Raw genomic sequence first — 25555 nt, forward strand, 5'->3', positions numbered from 1 at the left:
CAGGAGTATCGACGATGGCAATCGCTACACGTGTGATCCCGTGCCTCGACGTCGCCGCGGGGCGCGTGGTGAAGGGTGTCAACTTCCTCAACCTGCGCGACGCGGGGGACCCCGTGGAGCTCGCAGCGCGCTACGCCGAGCAGGGCGCCGACGAGCTGACCTTCCTCGACGTGACCGCGACGGTCGACGACCGGTCGACGACGTACGAGGTGGTGCAGCGCACCGCCGAGCAGGTGTTCATCCCGCTCACCGTGGGCGGCGGCGTGCGCGGTGCCGAGGATGTGGCCCGGCTGCTGGGCGTGGGCGCCGACAAGGTGGGCATCAACAGCGGCGCGATCGCGCGCCCCGAGGTGATCGGCGAGATCGCCGACCGCTTCGGCTCGCAGGTGCTGGTGCTCTCGCTCGACGTGAAGCGCTCGCCGCGCACGCCCTCGGGCTTCGTGGTGACCACGCACGGCGGCAAGCGGGAGACGGACCTCGACGCGCTCGAGTGGTGCCGCGAGGCCGTCGAGCGGGGGGCCGGCGAGCTGCTGGTCAACTCGATGGACGCCGACGGCACGCTCGCGGGCTTCGATCTCGAACTCACCCGTGCCGTGCGCGAGCTCGCCGACGTGCCGGTCATCGCCTCGGGCGGCGCGGGCAGGCTCGAGCACTTCGCGCCGGCCGTCGAGGCGGGCGCCGACGCGGTGCTCGCGGCGTCGGTCTTCCACGACGGCACGTTCACCGTCGGCCAGGTGAAGCGCGCGCTCGTCGAGGCCGGCCACACCGTGCGCCTGACACCCGCCGGTTGAGCGAACCTGCGAGTCGAAACCGAGTGAGCCGAAACCATCACGAAAGCGACCGAGACGCCATGACGAACATCGATCCGGTGCCCGACGGCCTGGTCTTCAACGCCGAGGGGCTGCTGCCCGCCATCATCCAGGACGACGAGTCGGGCGATGTGCTGATGCTCGCCTGGATGGATCACGAGGCGATCCGGCGCACGCTCACCTCGGGCCGTGTGACCTTCTGGTCGCGCTCGCGGCGGGAGTACTGGCGCAAGGGCGACACCTCCGGGCACCGGCAGTACGTGCGCTCGGTCGCGCTGGACTGCGACGGTGACACCCTGCTCGTGCGGGTGATCCAGCTCGGCGCCGCGTGCCACACGGGCACCCGCACCTGCTTCACCGATCGCGAGATCGCGGCGCTCGTGGGGGATCCGGAGGCCTCGGACTGACGCGCGCCTGACCGGCCGAACCGGGTTGGCGCTCCGCGACGGTATGGCCGCTTGTGTACCAGCGCGGAGCGCCAACTTGAGGCTGGAACACTCTGGACGCGGTTTCGTCCACAGGGCGTGAGTCTGCCTCGGACACGCTCAGTCATCCACAATCTGGGATGCGCGAGGGCCGCGGGGCGGCGGGGTAGCACATTCTGGGTGCATGACCCGCTCGCCCGCTCCGCTTCCCGAAGAACTCGGCGAGGTGTTCACGCTGGCCGAGGCCCGTCGCGCGGGGGTGGCCGATCATCGACTGCGCGGGTCTGATCTGGAGTCCCCGTTCCGCCTCGTCTATCGCAGGGTACCGACTGCGCCGGGCCCGCAGATGCAGCAGTCGGCGCACGCGCTGCTCGAGTGGAAGTCTCGCCACCTCCAGTTGGCGCAGGCATTTACGAAGGTCATGGATCCCGACTCCTTCTTCTGCGGGCGTACGGCTGCGCTCCTCTGGGGGTTGCCGGTTCCGCGGCGCTCCGGCGATGCGCTTGAGGTCGGCCGGCTGGCGCCGCTGAGGGCGACGAGGCGAGGGGCGGTGAGAGGCATCCAGGTGAGACCGGGGCTGGTCGAAGTGCGCCGTCACCGGGGGCTGATCCTCACTTCCCCCGCGACGACCTGGGCGATGCTGGCTGCGCAACTCTCCGTCGAAGAACTCATCGTCGTCGGCGACACAATCGTCTTCAAGCCGCGCTATCCGGGCACGCAACGCCTGAAACGTGCGCCTCTCGGCACCCTCGACGAGTTGAGAGAGACGATGGAGAACGGACGGCGCAGAGGGATACTGCGTCTGCGGGAGGCGTTCCCCCAGATCAGGGAAGCGAGCGCCTCGCCACCGGAAACGCATATGCGGCTCAGGCTGATCGATGCGGGGCTACCGGAACCCGAACTCGATTGTGATGTTCGGGATCGAGAAGGTCGGCTGCTGGGCTGCAGTGAAGCCGCCTACCCGGAGTATCGCCTTGCGTTCGAGTATGAGAGCGAGCATCACCGAGTGGACCGCGCCCAGTGGAATCGGGATATCGAGAAGTATCACGATTACGCGGAGGCGGGATGGTCGGTGATTCGCAGCACGGCGGATCTGCTGTACCGCAGGACGGGCGAGTTCCAGCGGTTAGCTCGGGAGGGGTTGTTGCGAGCGGGCTGGGATCCTCGACGCTCGTGCGAGGTGCTTGTGCAAGTTGGCGCTCCGCGACAGTAAGGTCGCCCGTTCCGGACGCAGAGCGCCAACTCAACTCAGGGAGTGGGCGCGGTAGGCTGATCTGGTGACACTGACGACCTCGCGCGCCGCCTTCGACGCCGCGCGCGCCTCCCACGCCGTGATCCCCGTCTGCCGCGAGATCTTCGCCGACGCCGACACTCCCGTCGGCATCTACCGCAAGGTCGCGGCCTCGCGCCCGGGCACCTTCCTGCTCGAGTCGGCGGAGCAGGGCGGCGTCTGGACCCGCTTCAGCTTCGTCGGCGCCGGCAGCTTCGGTGTGCTGGGGGAGCGCGGCGGTCGCGCGCACTGGAAGCCGGGCACTTCGGGTACCGCGGTCGACGAGGAGCGCCTGCTGCCGGGCGGGGTCTCCGCGCTGCAGCCCGTCGAGGCGCTGCGGTCGGTCTACGAGCGCTGGCGAGCCCCCCAGGTCGAGGGGCTGCCCCCGCTCGCGAGCGGATTCGTCGGCTATCTCGGCTGGGAGACGGTGCGGCAGTTCGAGCGGCTCGAGAACGGCCCGTCCGAGGGGCCCGGCCTGCCCACGCAGGGGCTCAGCTTCGTCTCCGAGCTCGTGGTGATCGACCACCGGGAGGGCAGCGTGGTGCTGCTCGCCAACGTGCTGAACGACGGTGTGTTCGACGGGGCAAGCTCATCCGGCGACGGTGGCGCCGACGCCGACGCGCAGTGGGCCGATGCGCAGACGCGCCTCGACGCGCTGCAGGCCGCTCTGGCGGCCCCGGCGACTTCGCCGCTCGGCGCGCTGGATCGCGACGCGCTGCCGGATCCCGAGCGCCTCACGAGCACCCCGGAGTTCATGGCCGCCGTCGATCGCGCCAAGCGCTACATCGTCGACGGCGACATCTTCCAGGTCGTGCCGTCGCAGCGCTTCGACCAGGAGTGCGCGGCCGACCCCCTCGACGTCTACCGCGTGCTGCGCCACCTCAATCCCAGCCCGTACCTCTACCTGCTGCAGCTCGAGGACCACGACGGCGCGCCCTTCGCCGTGGTGGGGTCGAGTCCCGAGGCGCTCGTCACCGTGCAGGAGAGCGGACACGTGATGACGCACCCGATCGCGGGATCCCGCCCCCGGGGCGCGACCACGGAGGAGGACCAGCAGCACGAGCGCGACCTGCTCGCCGACGAGAAGGAACGGGCCGAGCACCTCATGCTCGTCGACCTCGCGCGCAACGACCTGCTGCGCGTGTGCGAGCCGGCGTCGGTCGAGGTGACGGAGTTCATGCGCATCGAGCGCTTCAGCCACATCATGCACATCGTCTCCACGGTGGAGGGGCGCACGCGCGCCGGTCAGAATCCCATCGACGTGTTCCGGGCCACCTTCCCCGCGGGCACCCTCTCGGGTGCGCCGAAACCGCGCGCGCTCGAGATCATCGACGAGCTCGAGCCGGTGCAGCGCGGAGTCTACGGCGGTGTGGTGGGGTACTTCGGCCTCGGCGGGGCGGCGGATCTCGCGATCGCGATCCGCACGGCCACCATCAAGGACGGGATCGCGATGGTGCAGGCGGGCGCGGGGATCGTGGCCGATTCGGTGCCGGAGATGGAGGACGCCGAGTGCCGCAGCAAAGCCGCGGCGCCGCTGCGCGCGATCGCGATCGCGAACACGCTGCACGGGCTCGGTTCGGCCGGCTCATCGGTCGGCGCCCCCGTCTCGAACGGTGCCGATGATGCGCGCTAAGCTCGCGGTTCTCAGCGGCGTCGCGCTCTCGGGAGCCGCGGCGCTGATCGCCGGGTCGCAGACCTGGGTCTCCTTCATGCTCGACGGGACTCACACCGTCGAGACCGTCACCGGGAACGCGGCGAACGCCGCGCTCGCGCCGGTGTCCGTGGCGCTCATCGCCGCCGCGCTGGCGCTCACGATCGCGGGCCGGGTGTTCCGGCGCGTGCTGGGAGCGCTCGTCGCGCTGCTCGGCGCGGGGCTGGTCGCGCTGGCGGGCGGCGTGCTCGCTGATCCGCTCGGGGCGGCGGGGGGCCGGATCACGGAGCTCACCGGCATCGCTGGCGGCGCCGCCGGTTCGGCGGTGCTGTGGAGCGATACCTCCGTCTGGGGATGGGTGAGCGTGCTCGCAGGCGTGCTCGCGGTCGTGCTGGGTGCGATCGTGCTGCTCTTCAGCGGCCGCTGGGGCTCGGCCGGTCGCAAATACGACTCCGCGCCGACGGCGGCAGGGGCGGCGGGCGGCGCGCCGGATCGCATCTCGGATTGGGACTCTCTGAGCGATGGGACCGACCCCAGCGACGATTTCCGGTAGGCTTGAGGCGTTCAAATCTGTTCAGAGGAGATTCATGAGTACCCAGCACGGAGACCCCGGTCACGGTGATTCGCCCGCCGCATGGACGGCGGTCGTGGTGATGCTGCTCGGCATCGCAGCCGGCACCGTCTTCTTCTTCCTGCACAATGCGACGATGGTGTGGGTGTGCGCCGGCGTGGTCGCGGTCGGTGCCCTGCTGGGGTGGATCCTCGCGAAGGCCGGCTTCGGCGTGAACGGCCCGAAGTTCAGCCCCAAGTCGCACGACTGACGTGCTCGAACAACTGCTGGCGGGTTCCCTCGAAGACGCGAGGGCTCGTCGAGAGCTTCGTCCGTACGCGCAGCTCGAGGCCGAGGCGCTGCAGCGGCCCGCCGCTCTCGACGCGCTCGAGGCGCTGGCGCCCGCCGATCACATGAAGGTGATCGCCGAGGTGAAGCGCGCGAGCCCGTCGCGCGGCGACCTCGCCGACATCCCCGAGCCGCACGCGCTGGCGGCCCAGTACGAAGCCGGCGGTGCGAGCGCGGTGAGCGTCCTCACCGAGGCGCGCAAGTTCAAGGGATCCCTCGCCGACCTCGAAGCGGTGCGCAAGGCCGTGAGCATCCCGGTGCTGCGCAAGGACTTCATCGGCGACGAGTACCAGGTGCTCGAGGCGCGGGCCGCGGGCGCCGATCTGGTGCTGCTGATCGTCGCGGCGCTGCCGCAGGACCGGCTCGAGCTCCTGCACGGGATGATCCGCGAACTGGGCATGACGCCGCTCGTCGAGGCCCACTCGGCTGACGAGGTGGCGCGCGCCGTCGACCTCGGCGCCCAGCTGATCGGCGTCAACGCGCGCGATCTGCGCACCTTCGAACTCGACCGTGACCTGTTCGGCCGCGTCGCCGACCAGATTCCGGCCGGTGTGATCCGGGTCGCCGAATCCGCCGTGCTCGACGTCTCCGACGTGCAGCACTACCGCGAGGCCGGGGCCGACGTCGTTCTCGTGGGCGAGGCGCTCGTGACCAACGACCCCATCGCGACGCTCGCCTCCTACCTGAGCGTCTGAGACGATCCGATGCTCACCAGGATCCGGGACCGAGCGCCCGACCCCGTGAGCCGCTCGACCCGGTCGAGCACCTGAACCACGATAGGCAGAGATGACAGACTCGCTCCGCGACCAGCACGGCCCCTTCTTCGGCGACTACGGCGGCAGGTACATGCCCGAGTCGCTCATCGCGGCGATCGACGAGCTGACCGTCGCGTACGAGGAGGCTCAGGCCGATCCCGCGTTCCGCGCCGAACTCGCCGAGCTGCTGAGCTCCTACGCGGGGCGGCCGTCGCCGATCACCGAGGTGCCGCGCTTCGCCGAGCACGCGGGCGGGGCGAGGATCTTCCTGAAGCGCGAGGATCTCAACCACACCGGCTCGCACAAGATCAACAATGTGCTCGGACAGGCCCTGCTCACCCGGCGCCTCGGCAAGCGCCGCGTGATCGCAGAGACCGGTGCCGGCCAGCACGGCGTGGCCACCGCCACGGCCGCTGCGCTCTTCGGGCTCGAGTGCACCATCTACATGGGCGAGGTCGACACCGAGCGTCAGGCGCTCAACGTGGCCCGCATGCGCCTGCTGGGGGCGGAGGTGGTGCCGGTGACGGCCGGATCCCGCACGCTGAAGGACGCGATCAACGAGGCCTATCGCGACTGGGTGGCCAGCGTCGAGCACACCAACTACATCTTCGGCACGGCCGCCGGGCCGCACCCGTTCCCCGCCATGGTGCGCGATTTCCAGAAGATCATCTCCGAGGAGGCGCGGGCCCAGCTGCTCGAGAAGACGGGGCGCCTGCCCGATGCCGTCGTAGCCTGCGTGGGCGGCGGCTCCAACGCGATCGGCATGTTCGACGCCTTCCTCGACGACGCCGATGTGCGCCTCTACGGGGTGGAGGCCGCCGGAGACGGCGTCGACACCGAGCGTCAGGCCGCGTCGATCGAGCGCGGCCGTCCCGGCATCCTGCACGGTTCCAAGACCTATGTGCTGCAGGACGAGGACGGTCAGACCATCGAATCCCACTCCATCTCCGCGGGGCTGGACTATCCGGGCGTCGGCCCCGAGCACGCCTGGCTCGCCGACATCGGGCGTGCCGAGTACATTCCGGCGACGGACGACGAGGCGATGCAGGCGCTGCGTCTGCTCAGCCGCACCGAGGGCATCATCCCCGCGATCGAGTCTGCGCACGCGCTGGCCGGTGCGATCCGGATCGGGAGCGAGCTCGGCCCCGACGGCATCATCGCCGTCAGCCTCTCCGGCCGCGGCGACAAGGATATGGCGACCGCGGGTCGGTACTTCGGACTGATCGACGGCGAGGAAGCGGGGCTCGGGGAATGAACGCGCACGAATCTCAGGTCGCGATCGCGATCCGCGAGGCGAAGCGGGAACGTCGCGGGGCGCTGGTGGGCTACCTGCCGGTCGGCTTCCCGGACCTCGACACGAGTATCGAGGCGGCCATCGCGATGGCGCGCAGCGGTGCCGATGTGCTGGAGCTCGGACTGCCCTACTCCGACCCGGTGATGGACGGCGCCGTGATCCAGGAGGCCACGCAGGCGGCTCTCGCGGACGGCTTCCGCGTGGGTCACGTCTTCGAGGCGGTGCGCCGCGTGCGCGAGGCCGTCGACGTGCCCGTGCTCGTGATGACCTACTGGAATCCCGTGCTGCAGTACGGGGTGGAGCGCTTCGCCCGCGAACTCGTGGAGGCCGGCGGCGCGGGCCTCATCACCCCGGACATCACCCCCGACGCCGCGGCCGACTGGATCGAGGCCGGCGAGCGCGCCGGTCTCGACCGGGTGTTCCTCGCGGCTCCCAGCTCGAGCGACGAACGGCTGCGCCTCGTGGCCGAGGCGACCACCGGCTTCGTCTACACCGTTTCGACCATGGGGATCACGGGGGAGCGCGCGCAGCTCGACGCCGCGGCCCGTGGCCTCACCGAGCGGCTGCGTGCACAGGGCGCCGACCTCGCGTGCGTGGGCATCGGGATCTCGACCGCCGAGCAGGTGGCCGCGGCTCTCGAGTACGCCGACGGGGCGATCGTCGGCACGGCCTTCGTGCGCGCGCTGCGCGACGGCGGCGTCCCGCGCCTGGCCGAGGTCGTGCGTTCGATCGCGGCGGGCACGCGGCGTGCAGACGATGCCGATACCGCGCTGTAGGATTGACCCGATCGCGGGTCAGTCCCGCGCCACCGACGATTAGGACCCCGCGGCAGAGCGTCGCAGGCGAAAGAGGAGTGAATGATTCTCCCGTTGAGCATCCCGAGCCCTGAGCTGCAGTTCATCCAGATCGGGCCGCTGCGCATCTACTTCTACGCGCTCTGCATCATCACCGGCATCATCATCGCCGCCATCTGGACGGGGCGGCGACTCGGTCAGCGCGGCGGTGAGCGCGGCGCCGTGTTCGACTTCGTCGTGTGGGCGCTCGTGCTCGGCATCGTGGGCGCGCGCCTCTACCATGTGGTGACGCACTGGGGCGACTACTTCGGTCCGGGCACCAACCCGCTCGACGTCTTCGCGTTCTGGAAGGGCGGGATCGCCATCTTCGGTGCGCTGCTGGGCGGCGCCATCGGCGTGCTGATCGCCTCCCGCATCACGGGCATCCGCTTCTGGTCCTTCGCCGACGCGCTCGTCCCCGGCCTGCTCATCGCGCAGGCAGTCGGCCGTCTCGGCAACTGGTTCAACCACGAGCTCTTCGGCGGCCCCACGACGCTTCCCTGGGGGCTCGAGATCGAGTCGAGCAATCCGGCATTCCCGATCGGCCTCCCCGAGGGAACGCTGTTCCACCCCACCTTCCTCTACGAGGCGCTCTGGAACGTGCTCGGCGTGATCGTACTGCTGGCGATCGAGCGCAAGTGGCGTCCGCGCTGGGGCACCTTCTTCGCCATGTACCTCGTCTGGTACGGGATCGGCCGCACCTTCACGGAGTCGCTGCGCGTGGATCCCAGCCTGCTCTTCCTCGGTGTTCGCACCAACGTGCTCGCCGCGTTCCTCGCTGTGGTGCTGGGCGTCGTGATCTACTTCGTGCAGCGTCGCCGGCACGTCGGGCTCGAGGCCTCCGTCTACCTGCCCGGCCGGCACAATCCGGCCGACGCGGTGCTCATCGAAACCGCCGATCCCGAGCGGTTCTATCATGTGCTCGATCGCGGCGAGGCGGGTGCAGCCGGTGATGAGCCGGCGGAGCGGCCGGACGCCGAACGATCCGAGCCCACCCCGGCCAGCTAGCGGACGAAGGAGTCGACACCGATATGCGCCACGCCAAGATCGTCGCAACGTGGGGGCCCGCGGTCTCCAGCTACGACCACACCCTCGACCTGATCCGCGCCGGAGTGAACGTGGCCCGGCTCAACATGTCCCACGGCACCTACAACGTGCACGAGGGCATCTACCGCAACATCCGCCGCGCCGAGGCAGAGGTGGGCCGGCCCATCGCGGTGCTCGCGGATCTGCAGGGGCCGAAGATCCGCCTCGGCAAGTTCGAGGGCGGCCCGTACGATCTCGAGGTCGGCGACGAGTTCGCCATCACCACGCGCGACGTGGAGGGCGACCGGCATCTCGCGGGCACCACGCACAAGGGGCTGCCGGGAGACGTGAAGCCCGGCGATCCGCTGCTCATCGACGACGGCAAGGTCGCGCTGCGCGCCGTGCGCGTCACCGAGGACACCGTGCACACCGTGGTCGAGGTGCCCGGCGCCGTTTCCAACAACAAGGGCATCAATCTGCCGGGTGTCGCGGTGAACGTCCCCGCGCTGTCCGAGAAGGACGAGCAGGATCTGCGCTGGGCGCTGCAGCTCGGCGTCGACTACATCGCGCTGTCCTTCGTGCGCGACGCCGCCGACATCACGCGGGTGCACGAGATCATGGACGAGGAGGGGTTCCGGCTCCCCGTGATCGCCAAGATCGAGAAGCCACAGGCGGTCGAGCACCTCGAAGAGATCGTCGCCGCCTTCGACGGAATCATGGTCGCCCGAGGCGATCTCGGCGTCGAACTGCCTCTCGAACGGGTGCCGCTCGTGCAGACCGAGGCCATCGCGATCGCGCGCCAGAACGCGAAGCCCGTCATCGTGGCCACGCAGGTGTTCGAGTCGATGATCGAGAACCCGCGGCCCACCCGCGCCGAGGCCTCCGACTGCGCCAACGCGGTCCTCGACGGGGCCGACGCGGTGATGCTCTCGGGCGAGACCAGCGTGGGGGCGTACCCCGTGCAGGCCGTCACCACGATGGCGCGCATCATCGAGGCCACCGAGGAGCACGCGCTCGATCGGATCGACCCGTTGGGGACCGCCCCGCGCACGCAGGGCGGGGCGCTCACGCTCGCGGCCTCGGAGGTCGCCGACTTCATCGGCGCCAAGTACATCTGCGTGTTCACGGAGTCGGGCGACACGGTGCGCCGCATGTCGCGCCTGCGCCGCCCGATCCCGATCATCGGCTTCACCCCGGATGCCGATACCCGCAGGCGCATGGAGTTGACCTGGGGCGCCCGCAGCTACGAGGTGCAGCGCGTCGAATCGACCGACGAGATGTTCATGCAGGTCGACGAGGTGCTGCTCGACCACTCGCGGGTCGAGATCGGCGACAAGGTGCTCATCATCGCGGGGTCGCCTCCCGGGGTCGTGGGCACGACGAACACCCTGCGCATCCATCGCATCGGCGAGGCCACCGGGCAACTGCCCGAGGCCGGGCCGCGCAAGCACACCGTCGGACGCGGCAAGGTTTTCGTCTAGCCGGCGCCGATGACGCGGGAGAGCACGCGGGGCCCGCGCCGCACGGTCCGGAGTATCCAGTTCTTGCGAGCGCTGGCGGCGCTCGGAGTGGTGTACTACCACGCGGTCGACGCGGGGGGCGTGTTCGCGCTGCCCAGCACCGGCGCCTGGGGCGTCGACGTGTTCTTCGTCATCAGCGGCTTCATCATCGGCACGGTGACCGTGCAGAACAGCGCGCACTTCTTCCGGCGTCGTGTGTTCCGCGTCGTGCCGCTGTACTGGATCGCCACCTTCGCCTGGGCCGCGGCGGTGCTGCTGATGCCGTGGCGCGCCAACTCCACCGAGGTCGACCTGCCCGGGCTGCTCAAGTCGCTGTTCTTCGTGCCCTACCAGATGCCGTTGCGCGAGGGGCCGATCCTGCAGCTCGGGTGGACGCTCAACTACGAGATGTTCTTCTACCTCGTGGTCGCGGTGATGCTGTGGATGCTGCGCGACGCGCCACGCGCGCTGTGGGCCGCGATCGTGCTGCTCGGCGCCCTCGTGGCCAGCGGTTTCATCTGGCCCGCGGCGGATCCCTCGTTCGCCTTCTACCAGAGCACCCTGCTGCTCGAGTTCCTCTCGGGAGTTCTGCTCTCCTTCGTGTATCGGCGGCTCGCGGATGCCGAGCGGCGGCCGGCGGCGGCCGTTCGCGTGATCGGCTACGGGGTGGGGGTCGCCGCGCTCCTGGCGGCTCTCGTCGTGCTGGTGCTGCAGGATCTGTGGGTGATCCCTCGTCTCGGAGAGCTGCGCGCCGTGTACTACGGGCTGCCGTCCGTGGTGCTGGTGGCCGCGGCCCTGCAGCTCGAGCCCCTGATCCGCGACGGTCGTCTCACCCGAGCGCTGCTCGAGGTCGGCGACGCCAGCTACGCGATGTACCTCTTCCATCCGTTCGTCACGGTGGCGATCTCCCAGGTGCTGCTCGCGGGTGTGATCGCGGTGGCCGGGGTACCGCTGCGCATCGTGCTGCTGATCATTACGCTGGGGGCGGTGATCCTGAGCAGCATCGCGATCAATCGCTGGGTGGATCGGCCTATCCAGCGCGGTTTGAAGCGGAGGCTCCTCCCGCCGAAGCGCCGGGACGAGCCGATCGAACGACCGGACTACGAGTCGTCCTCGAGGTCCTCGGTGTAGACCTCGGTGGAGCCGTCGAGGATCGGGTGATCGAGTGTGGTGCCCCAGGGAACGCGTCTGACCGTGCCCTGCCCGTTGGCGGCCTCGGTGGCGGTCGCGTCGTGGATGGTGTGCGAATTGTGCTTGGTATCGGGCATCATCGCCTCCTTGCATCGGTGGCTTCTATTCTAGCCGAGAATGTGATATAAGGCGCTGAGGAAGCGTCGAGCCGCTGCGCAGCAGCCGACGGAAGTGCCGGATGCGCACGGAAATGTGAAGCGACGAGCGTCAGCTCGGCGCAATTTCCGTGGAGCCGCACACGGCGGCTCCGAACCCGGAGGGTCGAGTCCTGCGGGCGGTGCTGGAGTCAGCTGCGCAGCAGCCGACGGAAGTGCCGGATGCGGGACTCGAACCCGCACACCTTTCGGCAGCGCATTTTGAGTGCGCCGTGTCTGCCAATTCCACCAATCCGGCATGTATCGAGTGGCGCCTCCGTGAGGAGGACAGAGACCAGACTAGCGCAGGCCCGAGGCGTCGGAGACCGCGGTGCAGGCGATTCTGAGGTGTCGGGAAGTGCGGATGCCGTAAGCTGGTGGAGTGAATGACCAGAGCACTGCACCGAGCGCCCCGCGACGCGTCGTTGTCGCGGAGGACGAGTCCCTGATCCGCCTCGACATCGTAGAGACCCTGCGTGATAGCGGGTACGACGTGGTGGGAGAGGCCGGTGACGGCGAAGAGGCGGTCCGCCTCGTGGAGGAGCTGCGCCCCGATCTCGTCGTGATGGACGTGAAGATGCCCAAGCTCGACGGCATCTCGGCGGCGGAGCGCATCAACAAGGATCACATCGCACCCGTCGTGCTGCTCACCGCGTTCAGCCAGCGCGAGCTCGTGGAGCGCGCGAGCGAGGCCGGTGCGCTCGCCTACGTCGTCAAGCCGTTCACCCCCGCCGACCTCATCCCCGCGATCGAGATCGCGCTCTCGCGCTTCCAGCAGATCGTGGCCCTCGAGAGCGAGGTCGCCGATCTGGCCGAGCGCTTCGAGACGCGAAAGCTCGTCGATCGCGCGAAGGGCATCCTCAACGACAAGATGGGGCTCAGTGAGCCCGAGGCCTTCCGCTGGATCCAGAAGGCGTCGATGGATCGTCGCCTCACGATGCAGGACGTGGCGAAGACCATCATCGATCAGCTCGGTCCGAAGAAGTAGACGAACGAGCTGCGCTGACGCATGATGCCCCCGGCCGATGGCCGGGGGCATCATGCGTATTCAGGAGATCCGCTTGTAGAAGTTGGTGATGCGCACCGTCGAGCAGCGACGGCCCTGCTCGTCGCTGATGACGATCTCGTGCACGGCGACCGATCGCCCCAGCTTGATGGGGGTGCACACCCCGGTGACGGTGCCCGATGTCGCCGAACCGGTGTGCGTGGCGTTGATGTCGACCCCCACGCCGACGTGCCCCTCCGGGGCCACGAAGTTCGCGTGCATCGACCCGAGCGTCTCGCCGAGCACCACGTAGGCGCCGCCGTGCAGCAGACCGATCGGCTGGGTGTTGCCCTCGACGGGCATCACGGCGACGGCTCGTTCGCGCGTGAACTCGGTCATCTCGATCCCCATCCGGTCGGCCAGGGCGCCGAGACCGCGGGCGCGGATGTATTCCATGCCGGGATCTGCTGAGTCGGTGAGCGGGAGCGCGGGTTCCGTCATGATGCGTGCTGGTTCCTTGTCGGTGGCGGCTTGTAGGCTGTTCGCGTGTCGAATTCTCAGCCTACCCTCATGATCATCGACGGCCACTCGTTGGCGTTCCGGGCGTTCTACGCCCTGCCCGTCGACAGCTTCCAGACCCAGACCGGGCAGCACACCAACGCGATCCACGGCTTCATCGCCATGCTCATCAACCTGCTCGGCAACGAGAGCCCCGATGCGCTCGCGGTCGCCTTCGACATCTCGCGGCACTCGTTCCGCACCGAGGAGTACCCCGAGTACAAGGGCACGCGCGGGGAGACCCCGCCCGAGTTCAAGGGCCAGATCCCACTGCTGCAGGAGGCGCTGCACGCGATGGGGATCCGCACCCTCGAGAAGGAGAACTACGAAGCCGACGACATTCTCGCGACGCTGTCGCTGCGGGGCGCCGAAGCCGGGTACCGGGTGCTCGTGGTCTCCGGCGACCGCGACACGATCCAGCTCGTGGATGATCGAGTCACGCTGCTCTACCCGTCGAAGCAGGGGGTGAGCGAGCTCACCCGCTACGACGCGGAGAAGGTGATGGAGCGCTACGGGATCCGGCCTGAGCAGTATCCCGAGATCGCGGCCCTGGTGGGGGAGACGAGCGACAACCTGCCCGGCGTTCCCCGCGTGGGTGAGAAGACCGCGGTGAAGTGGATCAACCAGTTCGGCTCGCTGGAGGAGATCCTGCGTCGGCAGGACGAGATCGGGGGCAAGGTCGGCGAGAGCCTGCGCGAGAACGCGCACCTCGCCGAGCGCAACCGCAGGCTGAACCGGCTCGTGCGCGACGTCGAACTCGACGTCGAGCTCGACGAGCTGAAGCGGGGCGAGATCGACATGGCCGCCGTGCAGCAGGTCTTCGCGAAGCTGGAGTTCCGCACGCTGCTGCAGCGCGTCGGCAAGCTCGCCGGCGCCGAGGTGCCGTCGGGCGGCGCCACGTCCGCCGCCGCGTCCCTGGTGCCGGAGCGGCCCGAGGCGAAGAACCTCATCGACGAGGAGCTCGGCGACTGGCTCGACAAGGCGGATCGTCCGGCCGTGCTGATCCGCGAGAGCGAGGCCGGTTTCGAGGTCGGCATCGCGACGCCCGATTCGTCGGTGCTGTTCCATTGGCAGCCCGGAGGCCGGGATTACACCCTCTTCGAGCAGTGGCTCGCCTCGGCGGCACCGAAGGTGTTCTTCGACTCGAAGCAGCAGATCGCGGTTGCGCGTCGCGCCGATGCGAGCATCGGCGGCATCGACGGCGATCTGCTGCTCGCCGCCTGGCTGCTGCGACCGGCCACGGCGGAGAAGAGCATCGCGGAGGCGGCCTTCCGGTTCCTCGGCGAGCAGGTGCCCGAGGGCGACCCCAACCAGCTCGTGCCCGACGAGGGCAGCGTCGCCGACACGGCTGCGCTCGCCTGGTACATCGTGCGCGCCCACGCCGCAGCGGTCGAGCGCTTCCAGTCGCGCACCGTCGAGATCTACCGCGACATCGAGCTGCCGCTCGTGCCGGTGCTGGCCGCCCTCGAGGAGCGCGGAGTGCAGATCGATCTGCCGCTGTTCGAGGCCCACAACGCGGAGCTCAAGGCCCGGGTGGCCGACCTCGAGCAGCAGGCCTTCGCGGCCATCGGCCGCGAGGTCAACCTCTCGTCGCCGAAGCAGCTGCAGGAGGTGCTCTTCGACGACCTCGATATGCCGAAGACGCGCAAGACCAAGAGCGGGTACACGACCGACGCCGCTGCGCTCGCCGAGCTGCAGTCGAAGAAGCCCCACCCCTTCCTCGACGCACTGCTCGCGCACCGCGACGCGAACAAGCTGCGTCAGATGGTCGAGACGCTCATCAAGGCGGTGCAGGAGGACGGCCGGATCCACACGACCTTCGTGCAGACCGGGGCCAGCACCGGCCGGCTTGCGTCGACCGATCCGAACCTGCAGAACATCCCGGTGCGCTCGGAGGAGGGGCGCCGCATCCGCGAGGGCTTCATCCACGCGCCCGACTACGAGACCCTCATGACCGCCGACTACTCGCAGATCGAGATGCGCATCATGGCGCACCTCTCCGGCGACGAGGGGCTCATCCAGGCGTTCAACGAGGGCGAGGATCTGCACCGCTTCGTCGGCGCGCGCATCTTCGGCGTTCCGCCTGAGGAGGTCACGAGCGAGATGCGGTCCAAGGTGAAGGCGATGTCGTACGGTCTCGCGTACGGTCTGTCGGCCTTCGGCCTCTCGAAGCAGCTCGGCATCACCGGAGCCGAGGCGAAGCAGCTCATGGTCGACTACTTCGAGCGCTTCGGCGGGGTGCGCGACTACCTGCGCTCCGTCGTGGATCAGGCGAAGCGCGACACCTTCACCGAGACCATCTTCGGCCGTCGCCGACCGTTCCCCGACCTGGCCAGCCCCAACCGGATCCTGCGCGAGAACGCCGAGCGCGCCGCGCTCAACTCGCCCATCCAGGGGTCGGCGGCCGACATCATCAAGCGCGCCATGATCGAGGTCGAGCGCCGGATGCGCGAGGCCGATCTCCGCTCGCGCATGCTGCTGCAGATCCACGACGAGCTCATGTTCGAGGTCGCCGAGGGGGAGTGGGACGCGCTCGAGGCGATCGTGCGCGAGGAGATGGCCGGCGCCGCCGAGCTCTCCGTTCCGCTCGAGGTGCAGGTCGGGCACGGCGCGAATTGGAACGCTGCCGCGCACTGATCGTCGGAACGTGGCCTGAGGGCAGGCCACGCGGCGTCGACGCGCGAAGCTGTGCTTCGCTCGAAGCGTCTGGCCGGGACGCTGCCGCGCACTGATCCCGGGACCGGGAAGCGCGGAGAGTCCCGGGCGTGTCGGCGCTTGTCGCCGCCGCGCCGCCGGGGTAAGCTTGAGTGTCACATCTGTGGCGACTCAATCATGTCCAAATGTGGACGCGCCTCGCGAATCGTCGGATTCGGCCGATTGTTCGGTGCGCGCTCACCTGATTCCTGTCCATTCTGGAGACCAATTTCATGACGAACGCAACGACCGAGAGCAAGCAGGTCGCGATCAACGACATCGGCTCAGCCGACGACTTCCTTGCAGCGGTCGAATCGACCCTGAAGTTCTTCAACGACGGTGACCTCATCGAGGGCACCGTGGTGAAGATCGACCGCGACGAGGTGCTCCTCGACGTGGGTTACAAGACCGAGGGCGTCATCCCCTCGCGCGAGCTGTCCATCAAGCACGACGTGAACCCCGATGAGGTCGTTCAGGTCGGCGATCCCGTAGAGGCGCTCGTGCTCCAGAAGGAGGACAAGGAAGGTCGCCTCATCCTGTCCAAGAAGCGCGCGCAGTACGAGCGTGCTTGGGGCGATGTGGAGCGCATCAAGGAGAACGAGGGCGTCGTCACCGGCACCGTGATCGAGGTCGTCAAGGGCGGCCTGATCGTCGACATCGGTCTCCGCGGCTTCCTCCCCGCCTCGCTCATCGAGCTGCGCCGCGTGCGCGACCTGACCCCCTACCTGGGCCAGGAGATCGAGGCCAAGATCCTCGAGCTCGACAAGAACCGCAACAACGTGGTGCTCTCGCGTCGTGCGCTCCTCGAGGAGACGCAGTCGGCGACCCGCTCCTCGTTCCTCGCCGAGCTCAAGCCCGGCCAGGTGCGCAAGGGCGTCATCTCGTCGATCGTCAACTTCGGCGCGTTCGTCGACCTGGGCGGCGTGGACGGCCTCGTGCACGTCTCCGAGCTGTCGTGGAAGCACATCGAGCACGCCTCCGACGTGGTCGAGGTCGGCCAGGAGGTCACCGTCGAGGTGCTCTCCGTCGAGCTGGACCGCGAGCGCGTCTCGCTGTCGCTCAAGGCGACCCAGGAGGATCCGTGGCAGGTCTTCGCCCGCACTCACGCGATCGGCCAGATCGCCCCGGGCGTCGTCACCAAGCTCGTGCCCTTCGGCGCATTCGTGCGCGTGGCGGACGGCATCGAGGGCCTCGTGCACATCTCGGAGCTGTCGGGTCAGCACGTCGAGCTCGCCGAGCAGGTCGTGCAGGCCGGCCAGGAGGTCTTCGTCAAGATCATCGACATCGATCTCGATCGTCGTCGCATCTCGCTCAGCCTCAAGCAGGCGAACGAGGGCGTGGATCCCGAGGGCACCGAGTTCGATCCGGCGCTCTACGGCATGACCACGGAGTACGACGAGAACGGCGAGTACAAGTACCCCGAGGGCTTCGATCCCGAGACCCAGGAGTGGAAGGAAGGCTTCGAGTCCCAGCGCGAGAAGTGGGAGCAGGAGTACGCTGCTGCCCAGGATCGCTGGGAGGCTCACAAGAAGCAGGTCGCCGCTTCGCTCACCGAGGTCGTCGCGGCCCCCGCTGCGGACAACGCCTCCTCGAGCTTCTCGAGCGACTCGGCCTCGACCGGCGCTCTCGCCGACGACGCCGCGCTCGCGGCGCTGAAGGCGCAGCTCGAGGGCAACTAAGGCCCTCCGCCCGAACTCCGGGTGAGTGTCAGACCGAAGGCCCGGTCCCCGCGCAGAGCGGGGACCGGGCCTTCGGTGTACCGGCGGCGGGCTACCCGGTGGCCGGGGTCGCACTGTCGCGGCGCGCGGCGCGCTCGGCGAGCGCCCTGCGGAGACGGCGGATCAGCACGACGACCACCGCGACGAGCAGCACGAGCGCCAGGACGGGCACGATGACCGCGAGGACCGTCAGCACCACGGCGCCCAGATCCTCCAGCGTGCTCGAGACGGCGGCTCCCGCGCCCGCGGTGAGCGCGTTGATCACGGGCCTCGCCACGGCCTTCAGCACGTGCGGCACGAGTGCGATGAGCACACCGAGCACGAACGGCCAGAATTGCGCCGAGGTGACGAACTCGGCGGGGTCGGCGACCGCGAAGGTGTCGCTCGACGACCCGGCGGAGAACACGATGCCGCCGGACGCGGGGCGCACGACGGTCTGCAGCACGTCGTTGACGCTGTCGAGTGCCGGGAACTTGTCGACCAGCACCTCGACGACCAGCAGCACGCCGAGGACGCCGAGCGCCCACTCGTTCTCGATCCACGACCAGGCCGTCGGCAGCTGCACCAGGTCGGTGAATCTCGACAGCAGGCCGAGTCCGAGCAGCGGGATGTAGGCGTTGAGGCCCGCCGATGCAGCGAGGGTCATACCGGTGATGATTTCGAGCATGGACACCTCCTGTTCCCAGCCTATGCTGCCTGGGTAGGGTATTTGCTATGAAAAGATTCGGGCGTCTCGCCCGGGTTTGTGCGGGTTGGATCGGGGGAGAGCCGTGAAGTTGATCGGGCTGACGGGCGGAATCGCATCGGGGAAGTCCACCATCGGACGGCGCCTGGAACAGCTGGGCGCGGTGCGCATCGACGCCGACGAGCTGGCGCGAGAGGCCGTCGCCCCGGGGTCGCCGGGTCTGGCGAGCGTGCTCGATCGCTTCGGCGAGCATCTGCGACGCGAGGACGGCACGCTGGATCGTGCGGCGCTGGGGGCGATCGTGTTCGGCGACGCCGAGGCGCTCGAGGCTCTGAACGGCATCGTGCATCCCGAGGTGCGGCGGCTGTTCGCCGCTCGCGCGGAGGCGGCGAGGGATCGGGATCCCGACGCCGTGGTGGTCTACGAGGTGCCGCTGCTCGTCGAGGCTGCGAGGGATCAGGGCTGGGACCTGGTGGTCGTCGCGGAGACACCTGCCGAGCAGCGCATCGAGCGGATGGTCGAACTGCGGGGGATGAACGAGGCCGACGCGCGCAGCCGGATCGAGAGTCAGGCGAGCGATGCCGAGCGACGCGCGGTCGCCGACGTGATCATCGACACCTCGGGCACTCGGGCTGCGACGCAGGCGCAGGTCGACGCGCTGTGGCGGAGCATCACGTCCGGCTGAGCGTCACATCCGGCTGAACTCGGAGATCCAGTCGAGCTGCAGCTGCGCGATGAACGCGATGGCGACGTAGCAGAGCAGCACGATCACCCACGTCCACGAGTAGAGGCGCTGGAACACGGCCCGCGCCGACGCGCCGAGCGGGACATCCCCGACCGCATAGGGGCGGAAGAGCGAGACCCACCACAACGGGATCATGACGCTCCACACGACCATGCACCAGGGGCAGAGCGTTCCGAGGACGAAGACGCTCTGCGAGAAGAGCCAGCAGATGAAGACGAAGCCGCCCAGCAGACCGAGCTGGTACAGCGTCCAGAACCAGCGGGAGAACCGGGCGCCCGCGAGCAGCGCGACACCGACGGCGATCGGTGCCACGAAGGCGGAGACGCCGATGATCGTGTTGCTGAAGCCGAACAGCGAGCCCTGCCAGGATCCCATGTTGGGGCCGCAGGTGACGAGGATGCTGACGTTGCAATTGGGCACGTAGTCGGCGTTCGTCAGCGTCTTGATGTACTCCGTGAGCAGCTCGAACGAGGCGAACCAGCCGATCGCTCCCGCGATGATGGAGAAGACGGCGAAAACTGTCGGCCGCGAAGGCGAACGGGGTTCAGAAGTCATGGCCCGATCCTACTCACGGTGTCTTCGAGCAACCCGTGACATAATGGAGTGCGGCGCGAGGAGCCGAGAGGGCATCTCGCGCGCACAGTCTTTTGGCGGTCGGAAGGCCGCCACCGGTCGAAGAGCGACCGAGCGCGGATGATCGCATCCGCGGAGAACAGGATTCGCGGGTCATTCCGCATACATACGAGGTTTCCGGGGAGAACGAGCTTCGCTCCGGGCAAGAGGAGACACCAGGAATGGTGAAGAGCACAACAGAAGACCATCACGAAGATGCGACCGGTGCGGCTGACGCTGCCGTGACGAGCGGGGGAACCCTCCCGGAGCCGGCTGCGGCCGACGCCGCTGAGGCGACCGAGGTCGCCCAGGCCGACGGGGATTCCGCACCCGCGGCCGTCCCGTTCGCCGAGATGAGCCCCGAGGAGCGGTTCCGCGCGACCACGCGCCTGATCTTCCTGGCGCCGGACGTACCGCCGGTGCAGCCGCGGCCGCGCCGCAGCGACTGGCGATTCGGCGATCCGCAGCAGAACGATCCGCGTCAGCGCGACCCGCGGCAGGCCGAGCCGCGGCAGGGCGACCCGCGCCGCGGCGAGCCTCGCGGCGGCGAGCTGCGTCAGCTCGATGAGCTGCTCGACCAGCAGTTCTCGCGCGACGAGGACGCCGGCGAACGGGAGTCGGGATCGCGGCGCACGCGCCGCCGCTCCGGCGGGGGCGAGGGATCCTCCGACGACGACGCGCCCCGCCGCCAGCAGCGTCAGGCCCCGGTGATCACCGAGCCCCAGAAGGTGAAGGGCTCGACCCGCCTCGAGGCGAAGAAGCAGCGCCGCCGCGATGGCCGCGATTCCGGTCGCCGCCGCATGGTGATCACGGAGTCGGAGTTCCTGGCCCGCCGCGAGGCGGTCGACCGCGAGATGATCGTGCGGACCACCGCGGATCGCGTGCAGATCGGCGTGCTCGAGGACAAGGTGCTGGTGGAGCACTACGTGGCGCGGTCGAGCGAGTCCTCGCTCATCGGCAACGTGTACCTCGGCCGCGTGCAGAACGTGCTGCCGAGCATGGAGGCGGCGTTCGTCGACATCGGGCGCGGACGCAACGCGGTGCTGTACTCGGGCGAGGTCGACTGGTCCGAGTTCGAAGGCGGCAACACGGCGCGCAAGATCGAGAACGCGCTGAAGCCCGGCGACCAGGTGCTCGTGCAGGTGACCAAGGATCCCGTCGGACACAAGGGCGCTCGGCTCACGAGCCAGATCTCGCTCCCCGGCCGCTTCCTCGTCTACGTGCCGGGCGGGGCCATGAACGGCATCTCCCGCAAGCTGCCGGACACGGAGCGCGCCCGCCTGAAGAAGATCCTCAAGGAGGTGCTGCCCACCGGCGCCGGCGTCATCGTGCGCACCGCCGCGGAGGGTGCCAGCGAGGATCAGCTCACCCATGATGTGCAGCGGCTCACCCGGCAGTGGGAGTCGATCCGGAAGCGGGTCGAGAAGGGCGGCGGCCCGGTGCTGCTGCACTCCGAGCCCGACATGCTCATCAAGATCGTGCGCGACGTCTTCAACGAGGACTTCCACCGGCTGCTGATCTCGGGTGATGACACCTACGACACCATCGAGAACTACCTCTCGCAGGTGGCGCCCGACCTGCTGCAGCGCGTGGAGCGCCACGACGGTGAGCGGGATATCTTCGACCAGTACCGCATCACCGAGCAGATCGCCAAGGCGCTCGACCGCAAGGTGTGGCTGCCCTCGGGCGGTTCTCTCGTCATCGACCGCACCGAGGCGATGACCGTGATCGACGTCAACACCGGCAAGTTCGTCGGTTCCGGCGGAAACCTCGAGGAGACCGTCACCAAGAACAACCTGGAGGCGGCCGAGGAGATCGTCCGCCAGCTGCGTCTGCGGGACATCGGCGGCATCATCGTGGTGGACTTCATCGACATGGTGCTGGAGTCGAACCGCGACCTCGTGCTGCGCCGGCTGGTCGAGTGCCTCAGCCGGGATCGTACCAAGCATCAGGTGGCGGAGGTGACCTCGCTCGGTCTGGTGCAGATGACCCGTAAGAAGCTCGGCCTGGGGCTGCTCGAGTCGTTCAGCGAGTCGTGCGAGGTGTGCGCGGGGCGCGGCATCATCGTGCACCACGAGCCCGTGACCAAGCACCGCAGCGAGGGTTCCCCGCGCGGTGCCAAGCGCGGCAAGGGGGCGCAGCCCCAGCACGACGTCAAGTCGCAGACTCACTCCATCACCGATGGCGCGAAGAACATGCTCGCCCAGGTGGCGGCGTCGACGATCCAGGCCGCGAAGGCCTCGGAGCCCGAAGCGGCCGGCGGAACCTCCGCCGAGCGGCCCTCGGTCAGCGGCAAGGTGCGGTCCCGCGGTCCCGCGGAGCCGCAGGACGCCGCAGCGCAGCCGCAGGCCGGACTCGGCTCGCTGCTCGACTCGGTGCTCGAGGCGCTGCCCGAGGCCCCCGCGACCGGCAACGGCCGGGCGCGCAGCCGCAGGGTCTCCACGGCTCCGATCCGCGGCGGTGCCGAGCAGGCGCAGGACCGCGCTCCGCGGAGCGAACCGGCCGCTGCTGCCGAAGCCCCCGTGGACGCCGCAGCGCAGGCTCAGCTGGCCCTGGCGCAGGCGCTCGAGGAGACCGTGCGCCGTCGTGAGGCCGAGCGGGAGTGACACGCGGGAACGTCTATTTGACCATACTCGGTGGTTCACGATATTATTGAGCGTTGGTGCCGCCCTCGCGGGCGGTGAACACCTCAGACTTCGAAGGCGGCGGGGGCTGCACTTCGACACGGAAGACGATCCTCAAGAAAAGGGTGACAAGTGGTTTACGCAGTAGTGCGCGCAAGCGGCCGGCAGGAGAAGGTCGAGGTCGGTTCGATCCTCACCGTCAATCGTGTGGCGGGTGACGCTAAGGGCAAGCTGGAGCTTCCCGCGGTGCTGCTCGTCGACGGCGACAAGGTGACGACCGATGCCGCGGCCTTGGCCAAAGTGAAGGTGACCGCAGAGGTGCTCAACGATCTCCGCGGCCCGAAGATCGTGATCCAGCGCTACAAGAACAAGACCGGATACAAGAGCCGCCAGGGTCACCGTCAGGACCTGACCCGCATCAAGGTCACCGGCATCAAGTAAACGCTTCGGCGAGCAACTGCTCGCCAGCTCATCTAAGGAGTAGAGACTCATGGCACATAAGAAGGGCGCCAGCTCCACCCGCAACGGTCGCGATTCGAACGCGCAGCGCCTCGGCGTCAAGCGCTTCGGCGGCCAGCAGGTCAACGCCGGCGAGATCATCGTGCGTCAGCGCGGAACCCACTTCCACCCCGGCGCCAATGTGGGCCGCGGCGGAGACGACACGCTGTTCGCGCTGTCGGCGGGTGCGGTCGAGTTCGGTGTGAAGGGCGGCCGCAAGGTCGTCAACATCGTGGCTGCTGCGTAACACTCAGCATCAACGGCGAGGCGGGCTTCGGCTCGCCTTTTGCCGTATCTAGACGAAACATTTCGAGGAGACGCACGCCATGGTGACATTCGTGGATCAGGTGCAGGTGCACCTGCAGGCTGGACGCGGCGGCAACGGCTGCGTGTCGATCCGGCGCGAGAAGTTCAAGCCGCTCGCGGGCCCCGACGGGGGCGCGGGCGGGCACGGCGGCGACGTCGTGATCCTCGCCGACCCGCAGGTCACCACACTGCTCGAGTATCACCGCCGCCCCCACTGCACCGCCGAGAACGGCGGATACGGCGCTGGTGACTACCGCGCGGGCACGAACGGTGCCGAGCTGGTGCTTCCGGTGCCGGTGGGCACGGTCGTGAAGGACGCGGCGGGGGAGACCCTCATCGACCTCACGGAGCCGGGCACGCGTTTCCTCGCCGCGAAGGGCGGCCTCGGCGGCCTCGGTAATCACGCGCTCGCCAGCTCGAAGCGCAAGGCCCCGGGCTTCGCGCTGCTCGGCACGGAGGGGTGGAGCGGCACGCTCACGCTCGAGCTGAAGACGATCGCCGACGTGGCTCTCGTCGGCTACCCCTCGGCGGGCAAATCGAGTCTCATCGCGGCGATGAGCGCCGCGAAGCCCAAGATCGCCGACTATCCGTTCACCACGCTGCATCCCAATCTGGGGGTGGTGCAAGTCGCGGACCATCGCTTCACCGTTGCGGATGTGCCCGGTCTCATCGAGGGCGCCAGCGAGGGCAAGGGCCTCGGCCTCGACTTCCTGCGGCACGTCGAGCGCTGCAGCGCGCTGCTGCACGTGCTCGACTGCGCGACGCTCGAGCCGGGACGCGACCCGCTCTCGGATCTCGAGGTGATCCGCGGCGAGCTCGCGGCCTACCCGGTGCCCGAGGGGCAGACACCGCTGCTCGAGCGCCCTCAGCTGATCGCGCTCAACAAGATCGACGTGCCCGAGGCCCGCGAGCTGGCCGATTTCGTGCGCCCCGACCTCGAGGCGCAGGGGTATCGCGTGTTCGAGATCTCGACGGTGTCGCACGAGGGCCTGCGCGAGCTGGGCTTCGCGCTCGCCGAACTGGTGGAGGAGGCCAGGGCGCGCGAACTCGCCGATATCGCGGAGCAGCCGCGCATCGTGCTGCAGCCCAAGGCGGTCAACGACGGAGGTTTCCGCGTGGTGCCGGAGGGGGGCAGCTACGGCACGCTCTATCGCATCCTCGGAGCGAAGCCCGAGCGCTGGGTCGAGCAGACCGACTTCACGAACGACGAGGCCGTGGGCTATCTCGCCGACCGACTGCAGAAGCTGGGCGTCGAGGACGCGCTGGTCAAGGCCGGCGCGACCGCCGGATCGACCGTCGTGATCGGGCCCGGATCCGGTGTGGTCTTCGACTGGGAGCCGACGCTCACGAGCGCGGCCGAGGTGCAGATGGGTGCCCGCGGCACCGACCTGCGCGTGGAGCAGAACGAGCGTCGCACCAACAAGGACCGCCGCGTCAGCTATCACGAGCGCATGGACGCCAAGGCGGAGGCTCGCGCCGAGCTGGAGCGTGAGCGCAAGGCGGGCATGTGGGAGGACCAGTCTTGAGTCGAGACATCGGAGCAGCCGGCAGCATCGGCTCGGAACTGCTCGCGGCGCGCCGTATCGTGGTCAAGGTCGGCTCGTCGTCGGTCAGCGGGGACAACGCGGGGCAGATCCCGACGCTCGTGTCCTGCCTCGCGCGTTTCGCGGAGGCCGGAGCCGAGGTGATCCTCGTCTCCAGCGGCGCCATCGCAACGGGTGTTCCCTTCCTGCGCCTCGACGAGCGGCCCGACGACCTCGCGACGCAGCAGGCGGCGGCGGCGGTGGGCCAGAACATCCTGGTGAACCGCTATCAGCGGGCGCTGAGCAGCCATGAGATCATCGCCGGTCAGGTGCTCCTCACCGCGCACGACATCGAGAATCCCACGCACCGCGGAAATGCGCGGCGCGCGATCGAGCGGCTGCTGCAGCTCGGGATCTTGCCCATCATCAACGAGAACGATACGGTCGCGACCCACGAGATCCGCTTCGGCGACAACGACCGGCTCGCCGCGCTCGTCGCCCGGCTGATCGGAGCCGATCGCCTGGTGCTGCTCTCGGACGTCGACGCGCTCTACACGGCCCCGCCCATGATCGCGGGGGCCGAGCGCATCGCGCACGTTCCGTACGGCGACCCGCTCGAGGGGATCGAGATCGGCGAGGCCCAGTCCGGCTGGGGCACCGGCGGCGCGGCCACCAAGGTGGAGGCGGCGCGCCTGGCCGCCGACGCGGGCACCGCGGTGCTGCTCACGGAGACCAAGCTGCTCTCGGCGGTGCTCGACGGCGCGGATCACGGCACGCGGTTCGATGCCCGCGTGGAGACGCCCGCCCAGACGAATCGGTAGG

The 25555-nt window shown here is 69.0% G+C and carries 25 protein-coding genes and 1 tRNA gene; 21 read left to right on the top strand and 5 right to left on the bottom strand.

Going from position 1 to position 25555, the window contains the following annotated elements; all coding sequences use genetic code 11:
* Window positions 1-14 precede the first annotated feature (14 nt).
* The 12 genes from hisF (at window position 15) to AMS65_RS08595 (ending at window position 11591) form a co-directional block, all read left to right on the top strand.
* Window positions 15-791, top strand: a complete 777-nt coding sequence (hisF, locus tag AMS65_RS08540; protein ID WP_053383752.1) for an imidazole glycerol phosphate synthase subunit HisF — start codon at window positions 15-17, stop codon at window positions 789-791.
* Between the two features lie 59 nt (window positions 792-850).
* The gene (gene hisI, locus AMS65_RS08545) at window positions 851-1216 is read left to right on the top strand and encodes a phosphoribosyl-AMP cyclohydrolase (protein WP_053383753.1); all 366 of its coding nucleotides are present in this window, start codon (window positions 851-853) and stop codon (window positions 1214-1216) included.
* Between the two features lie 202 nt (window positions 1217-1418).
* A complete protein-coding gene (locus AMS65_RS08550) occupies window positions 1419-2447 on the top strand; it encodes a hypothetical protein (RefSeq protein WP_157502165.1) in 1029 nt (342 codons plus the stop codon).
* 64 nt (window positions 2448-2511) lie between these two features.
* The gene (locus tag AMS65_RS08555) at window positions 2512-4137 is read left to right on the top strand and encodes an anthranilate synthase component I (RefSeq protein WP_053383755.1); all 1626 of its coding nucleotides are present in this window, start codon (window positions 2512-2514) and stop codon (window positions 4135-4137) included.
* Window positions 4124-4708, top strand: a complete 585-nt coding sequence (locus AMS65_RS08560; RefSeq protein ID WP_241489390.1) for a Trp biosynthesis-associated membrane protein — start codon at window positions 4124-4126, stop codon at window positions 4706-4708. The genes AMS65_RS08555 and AMS65_RS08560 overlap by 14 nt, the downstream gene beginning before the upstream one ends.
* A 34-nt stretch (window positions 4709-4742) precedes the next feature.
* Window positions 4743-4976: a DUF6704 family protein gene (locus AMS65_RS08565; protein ID WP_053383756.1), complete on the top strand. Its 234-nt coding sequence runs from the start codon at window positions 4743-4745 to the stop codon at window positions 4974-4976.
* Between the two features lies 1 nt (window position 4977).
* Entirely contained in the window at window positions 4978-5748 is a 771-nt protein-coding gene (gene trpC / locus AMS65_RS08570) for an indole-3-glycerol phosphate synthase TrpC (RefSeq protein WP_053383757.1), read from the top strand.
* A gap of 91 nt (window positions 5749-5839) precedes the next feature.
* Complete coding sequence (trpB, locus tag AMS65_RS08575) at window positions 5840-7063, top strand: tryptophan synthase subunit beta (RefSeq protein WP_053383758.1); 1224 nt, start codon at window positions 5840-5842, stop codon at window positions 7061-7063.
* Window positions 7060-7878 carry a tryptophan synthase subunit alpha gene (trpA, locus tag AMS65_RS08580; protein WP_053383759.1) on the top strand — a complete coding sequence of 273 codons (819 nt, stop codon included), beginning with the start codon at window positions 7060-7062 and terminating at the stop codon, window positions 7876-7878. Before trpB ends, trpA begins: the two co-directional genes overlap by 4 nt.
* Window positions 7879-7959: 81 nt before the next feature.
* Window positions 7960-8943 (top strand): prolipoprotein diacylglyceryl transferase, encoded by a 984-nt coding sequence (gene lgt / locus AMS65_RS08585; RefSeq protein WP_053383760.1) that lies wholly within the window; start codon window positions 7960-7962, stop codon window positions 8941-8943.
* Window positions 8944-8966: 23 nt separating this feature from the next.
* A complete protein-coding gene (gene pyk / locus AMS65_RS08590) occupies window positions 8967-10442 on the top strand; it encodes a pyruvate kinase (RefSeq protein WP_053383761.1) in 1476 nt (491 codons plus the stop codon).
* Between the two features lie 63 nt (window positions 10443-10505).
* A complete protein-coding gene (locus AMS65_RS08595; protein WP_053383762.1) occupies window positions 10506-11591 on the top strand; it encodes an acyltransferase family protein in 1086 nt (361 codons plus the stop codon).
* On the opposite strand, the gene AMS65_RS19405 is transcribed toward AMS65_RS08595, so the two are convergent.
* Entirely contained in the window at window positions 11561-11728 is a 168-nt protein-coding gene (locus AMS65_RS19405) for a hypothetical protein (protein ID WP_157502167.1), read from the bottom strand. The two genes, AMS65_RS08595 and AMS65_RS19405, sit on opposite strands and share 31 nt — an antisense overlap.
* 234 nt (window positions 11729-11962) lie before the next feature.
* A tRNA-Leu gene (locus AMS65_RS08600) sits at window positions 11963-12044 on the bottom strand.
* A 123-nt stretch (window positions 12045-12167) separates the two neighbouring features.
* Between AMS65_RS08600 and AMS65_RS08605 the strand changes: the two genes are divergently transcribed.
* Window positions 12168-12773, top strand: a complete 606-nt coding sequence (locus tag AMS65_RS08605) for an ANTAR domain-containing response regulator (RefSeq protein WP_053383763.1) — start codon at window positions 12168-12170, stop codon at window positions 12771-12773.
* A 60-nt stretch (window positions 12774-12833) separates the two neighbouring features.
* Here the strand turns inward: AMS65_RS08605 and AMS65_RS08610 are convergent, their stop codons facing one another.
* Window positions 12834-13226, bottom strand: coding sequence for a hotdog fold thioesterase (locus AMS65_RS08610; RefSeq protein WP_394324726.1), 393 nt, complete (start codon window positions 13224-13226; stop codon window positions 12834-12836).
* A gap of 114 nt (window positions 13227-13340) precedes the next feature.
* Here AMS65_RS08610 and polA point away from each other — a divergent pair, with 114 nt between their 5' ends.
* The gene (gene polA, locus AMS65_RS08615; RefSeq protein ID WP_083451571.1) at window positions 13341-15965 is read left to right on the top strand and encodes a DNA polymerase I; all 2625 of its coding nucleotides are present in this window, start codon (window positions 13341-13343) and stop codon (window positions 15963-15965) included.
* A 290-nt stretch (window positions 15966-16255) separates the two neighbouring features.
* The gene (rpsA, locus tag AMS65_RS08620; RefSeq protein ID WP_053383766.1) at window positions 16256-17701 is read left to right on the top strand and encodes a 30S ribosomal protein S1; all 1446 of its coding nucleotides are present in this window, start codon (window positions 16256-16258) and stop codon (window positions 17699-17701) included.
* Between the two features lie 91 nt (window positions 17702-17792).
* Here rpsA and AMS65_RS08625 read toward each other — a convergent pair whose 3' ends face one another.
* On the bottom strand, window positions 17793-18407 hold the full coding sequence (locus AMS65_RS08625) for a DUF4126 domain-containing protein (protein WP_053383767.1): 615 nt from the start codon (window positions 18405-18407) through the stop codon (window positions 17793-17795).
* Window positions 18408-18510: 103 nt separating this feature from the next.
* Between AMS65_RS08625 and coaE the strand changes: the two genes are divergently transcribed.
* The gene (gene coaE / locus AMS65_RS08630; protein WP_053383768.1) at window positions 18511-19110 is read left to right on the top strand and encodes a dephospho-CoA kinase; all 600 of its coding nucleotides are present in this window, start codon (window positions 18511-18513) and stop codon (window positions 19108-19110) included.
* Between the two features lie 3 nt (window positions 19111-19113).
* Here coaE and AMS65_RS08635 read toward each other — a convergent pair whose 3' ends face one another.
* A complete protein-coding gene (locus AMS65_RS08635) occupies window positions 19114-19725 on the bottom strand; it encodes a vitamin K epoxide reductase family protein (RefSeq protein WP_053383769.1) in 612 nt (203 codons plus the stop codon).
* Window positions 19726-19964: 239 nt separating this feature from the next.
* On the opposite strand from AMS65_RS08635, the gene AMS65_RS08640 reads away from it, so the two are divergent.
* The 5 genes from AMS65_RS08640 to proB all read left to right on the top strand — a co-directional run bounded on the left by AMS65_RS08640 (window position 19965) and on the right by proB (window position 25554).
* Window positions 19965-22388, top strand: a complete 2424-nt coding sequence (locus AMS65_RS08640; protein WP_053383770.1) for an Rne/Rng family ribonuclease — start codon at window positions 19965-19967, stop codon at window positions 22386-22388.
* A 150-nt stretch (window positions 22389-22538) separates the two neighbouring features.
* Window positions 22539-22847 carry a 50S ribosomal protein L21 gene (rplU, locus tag AMS65_RS08645; RefSeq protein ID WP_053383771.1) on the top strand — a complete coding sequence of 103 codons (309 nt, stop codon included), beginning with the start codon at window positions 22539-22541 and terminating at the stop codon, window positions 22845-22847.
* 49 nt (window positions 22848-22896) lie between these two features.
* On the top strand, window positions 22897-23151 hold the full coding sequence (rpmA, locus tag AMS65_RS08650) for a 50S ribosomal protein L27 (RefSeq protein ID WP_053383772.1): 255 nt from the start codon (window positions 22897-22899) through the stop codon (window positions 23149-23151).
* A 79-nt stretch (window positions 23152-23230) separates the two neighbouring features.
* On the top strand, window positions 23231-24736 hold the full coding sequence (obgE, locus tag AMS65_RS08655) for a GTPase ObgE (protein WP_053383773.1): 1506 nt from the start codon (window positions 23231-23233) through the stop codon (window positions 24734-24736).
* Between the two features lie 8 nt (window positions 24737-24744).
* On the top strand, window positions 24745-25554 hold the full coding sequence (proB, locus tag AMS65_RS08660) for a glutamate 5-kinase (RefSeq protein WP_053384119.1): 810 nt from the start codon (window positions 24745-24747) through the stop codon (window positions 25552-25554).
* Window position 25555 lies beyond the last annotated feature (1 nt).

It is taken from the genome of Leucobacter celer subsp. astrifaciens, from assembly GCF_001273835.1.
Taxonomy (GTDB): domain Bacteria; phylum Actinomycetota; class Actinomycetes; order Actinomycetales; family Microbacteriaceae; genus Leucobacter; species Leucobacter celer.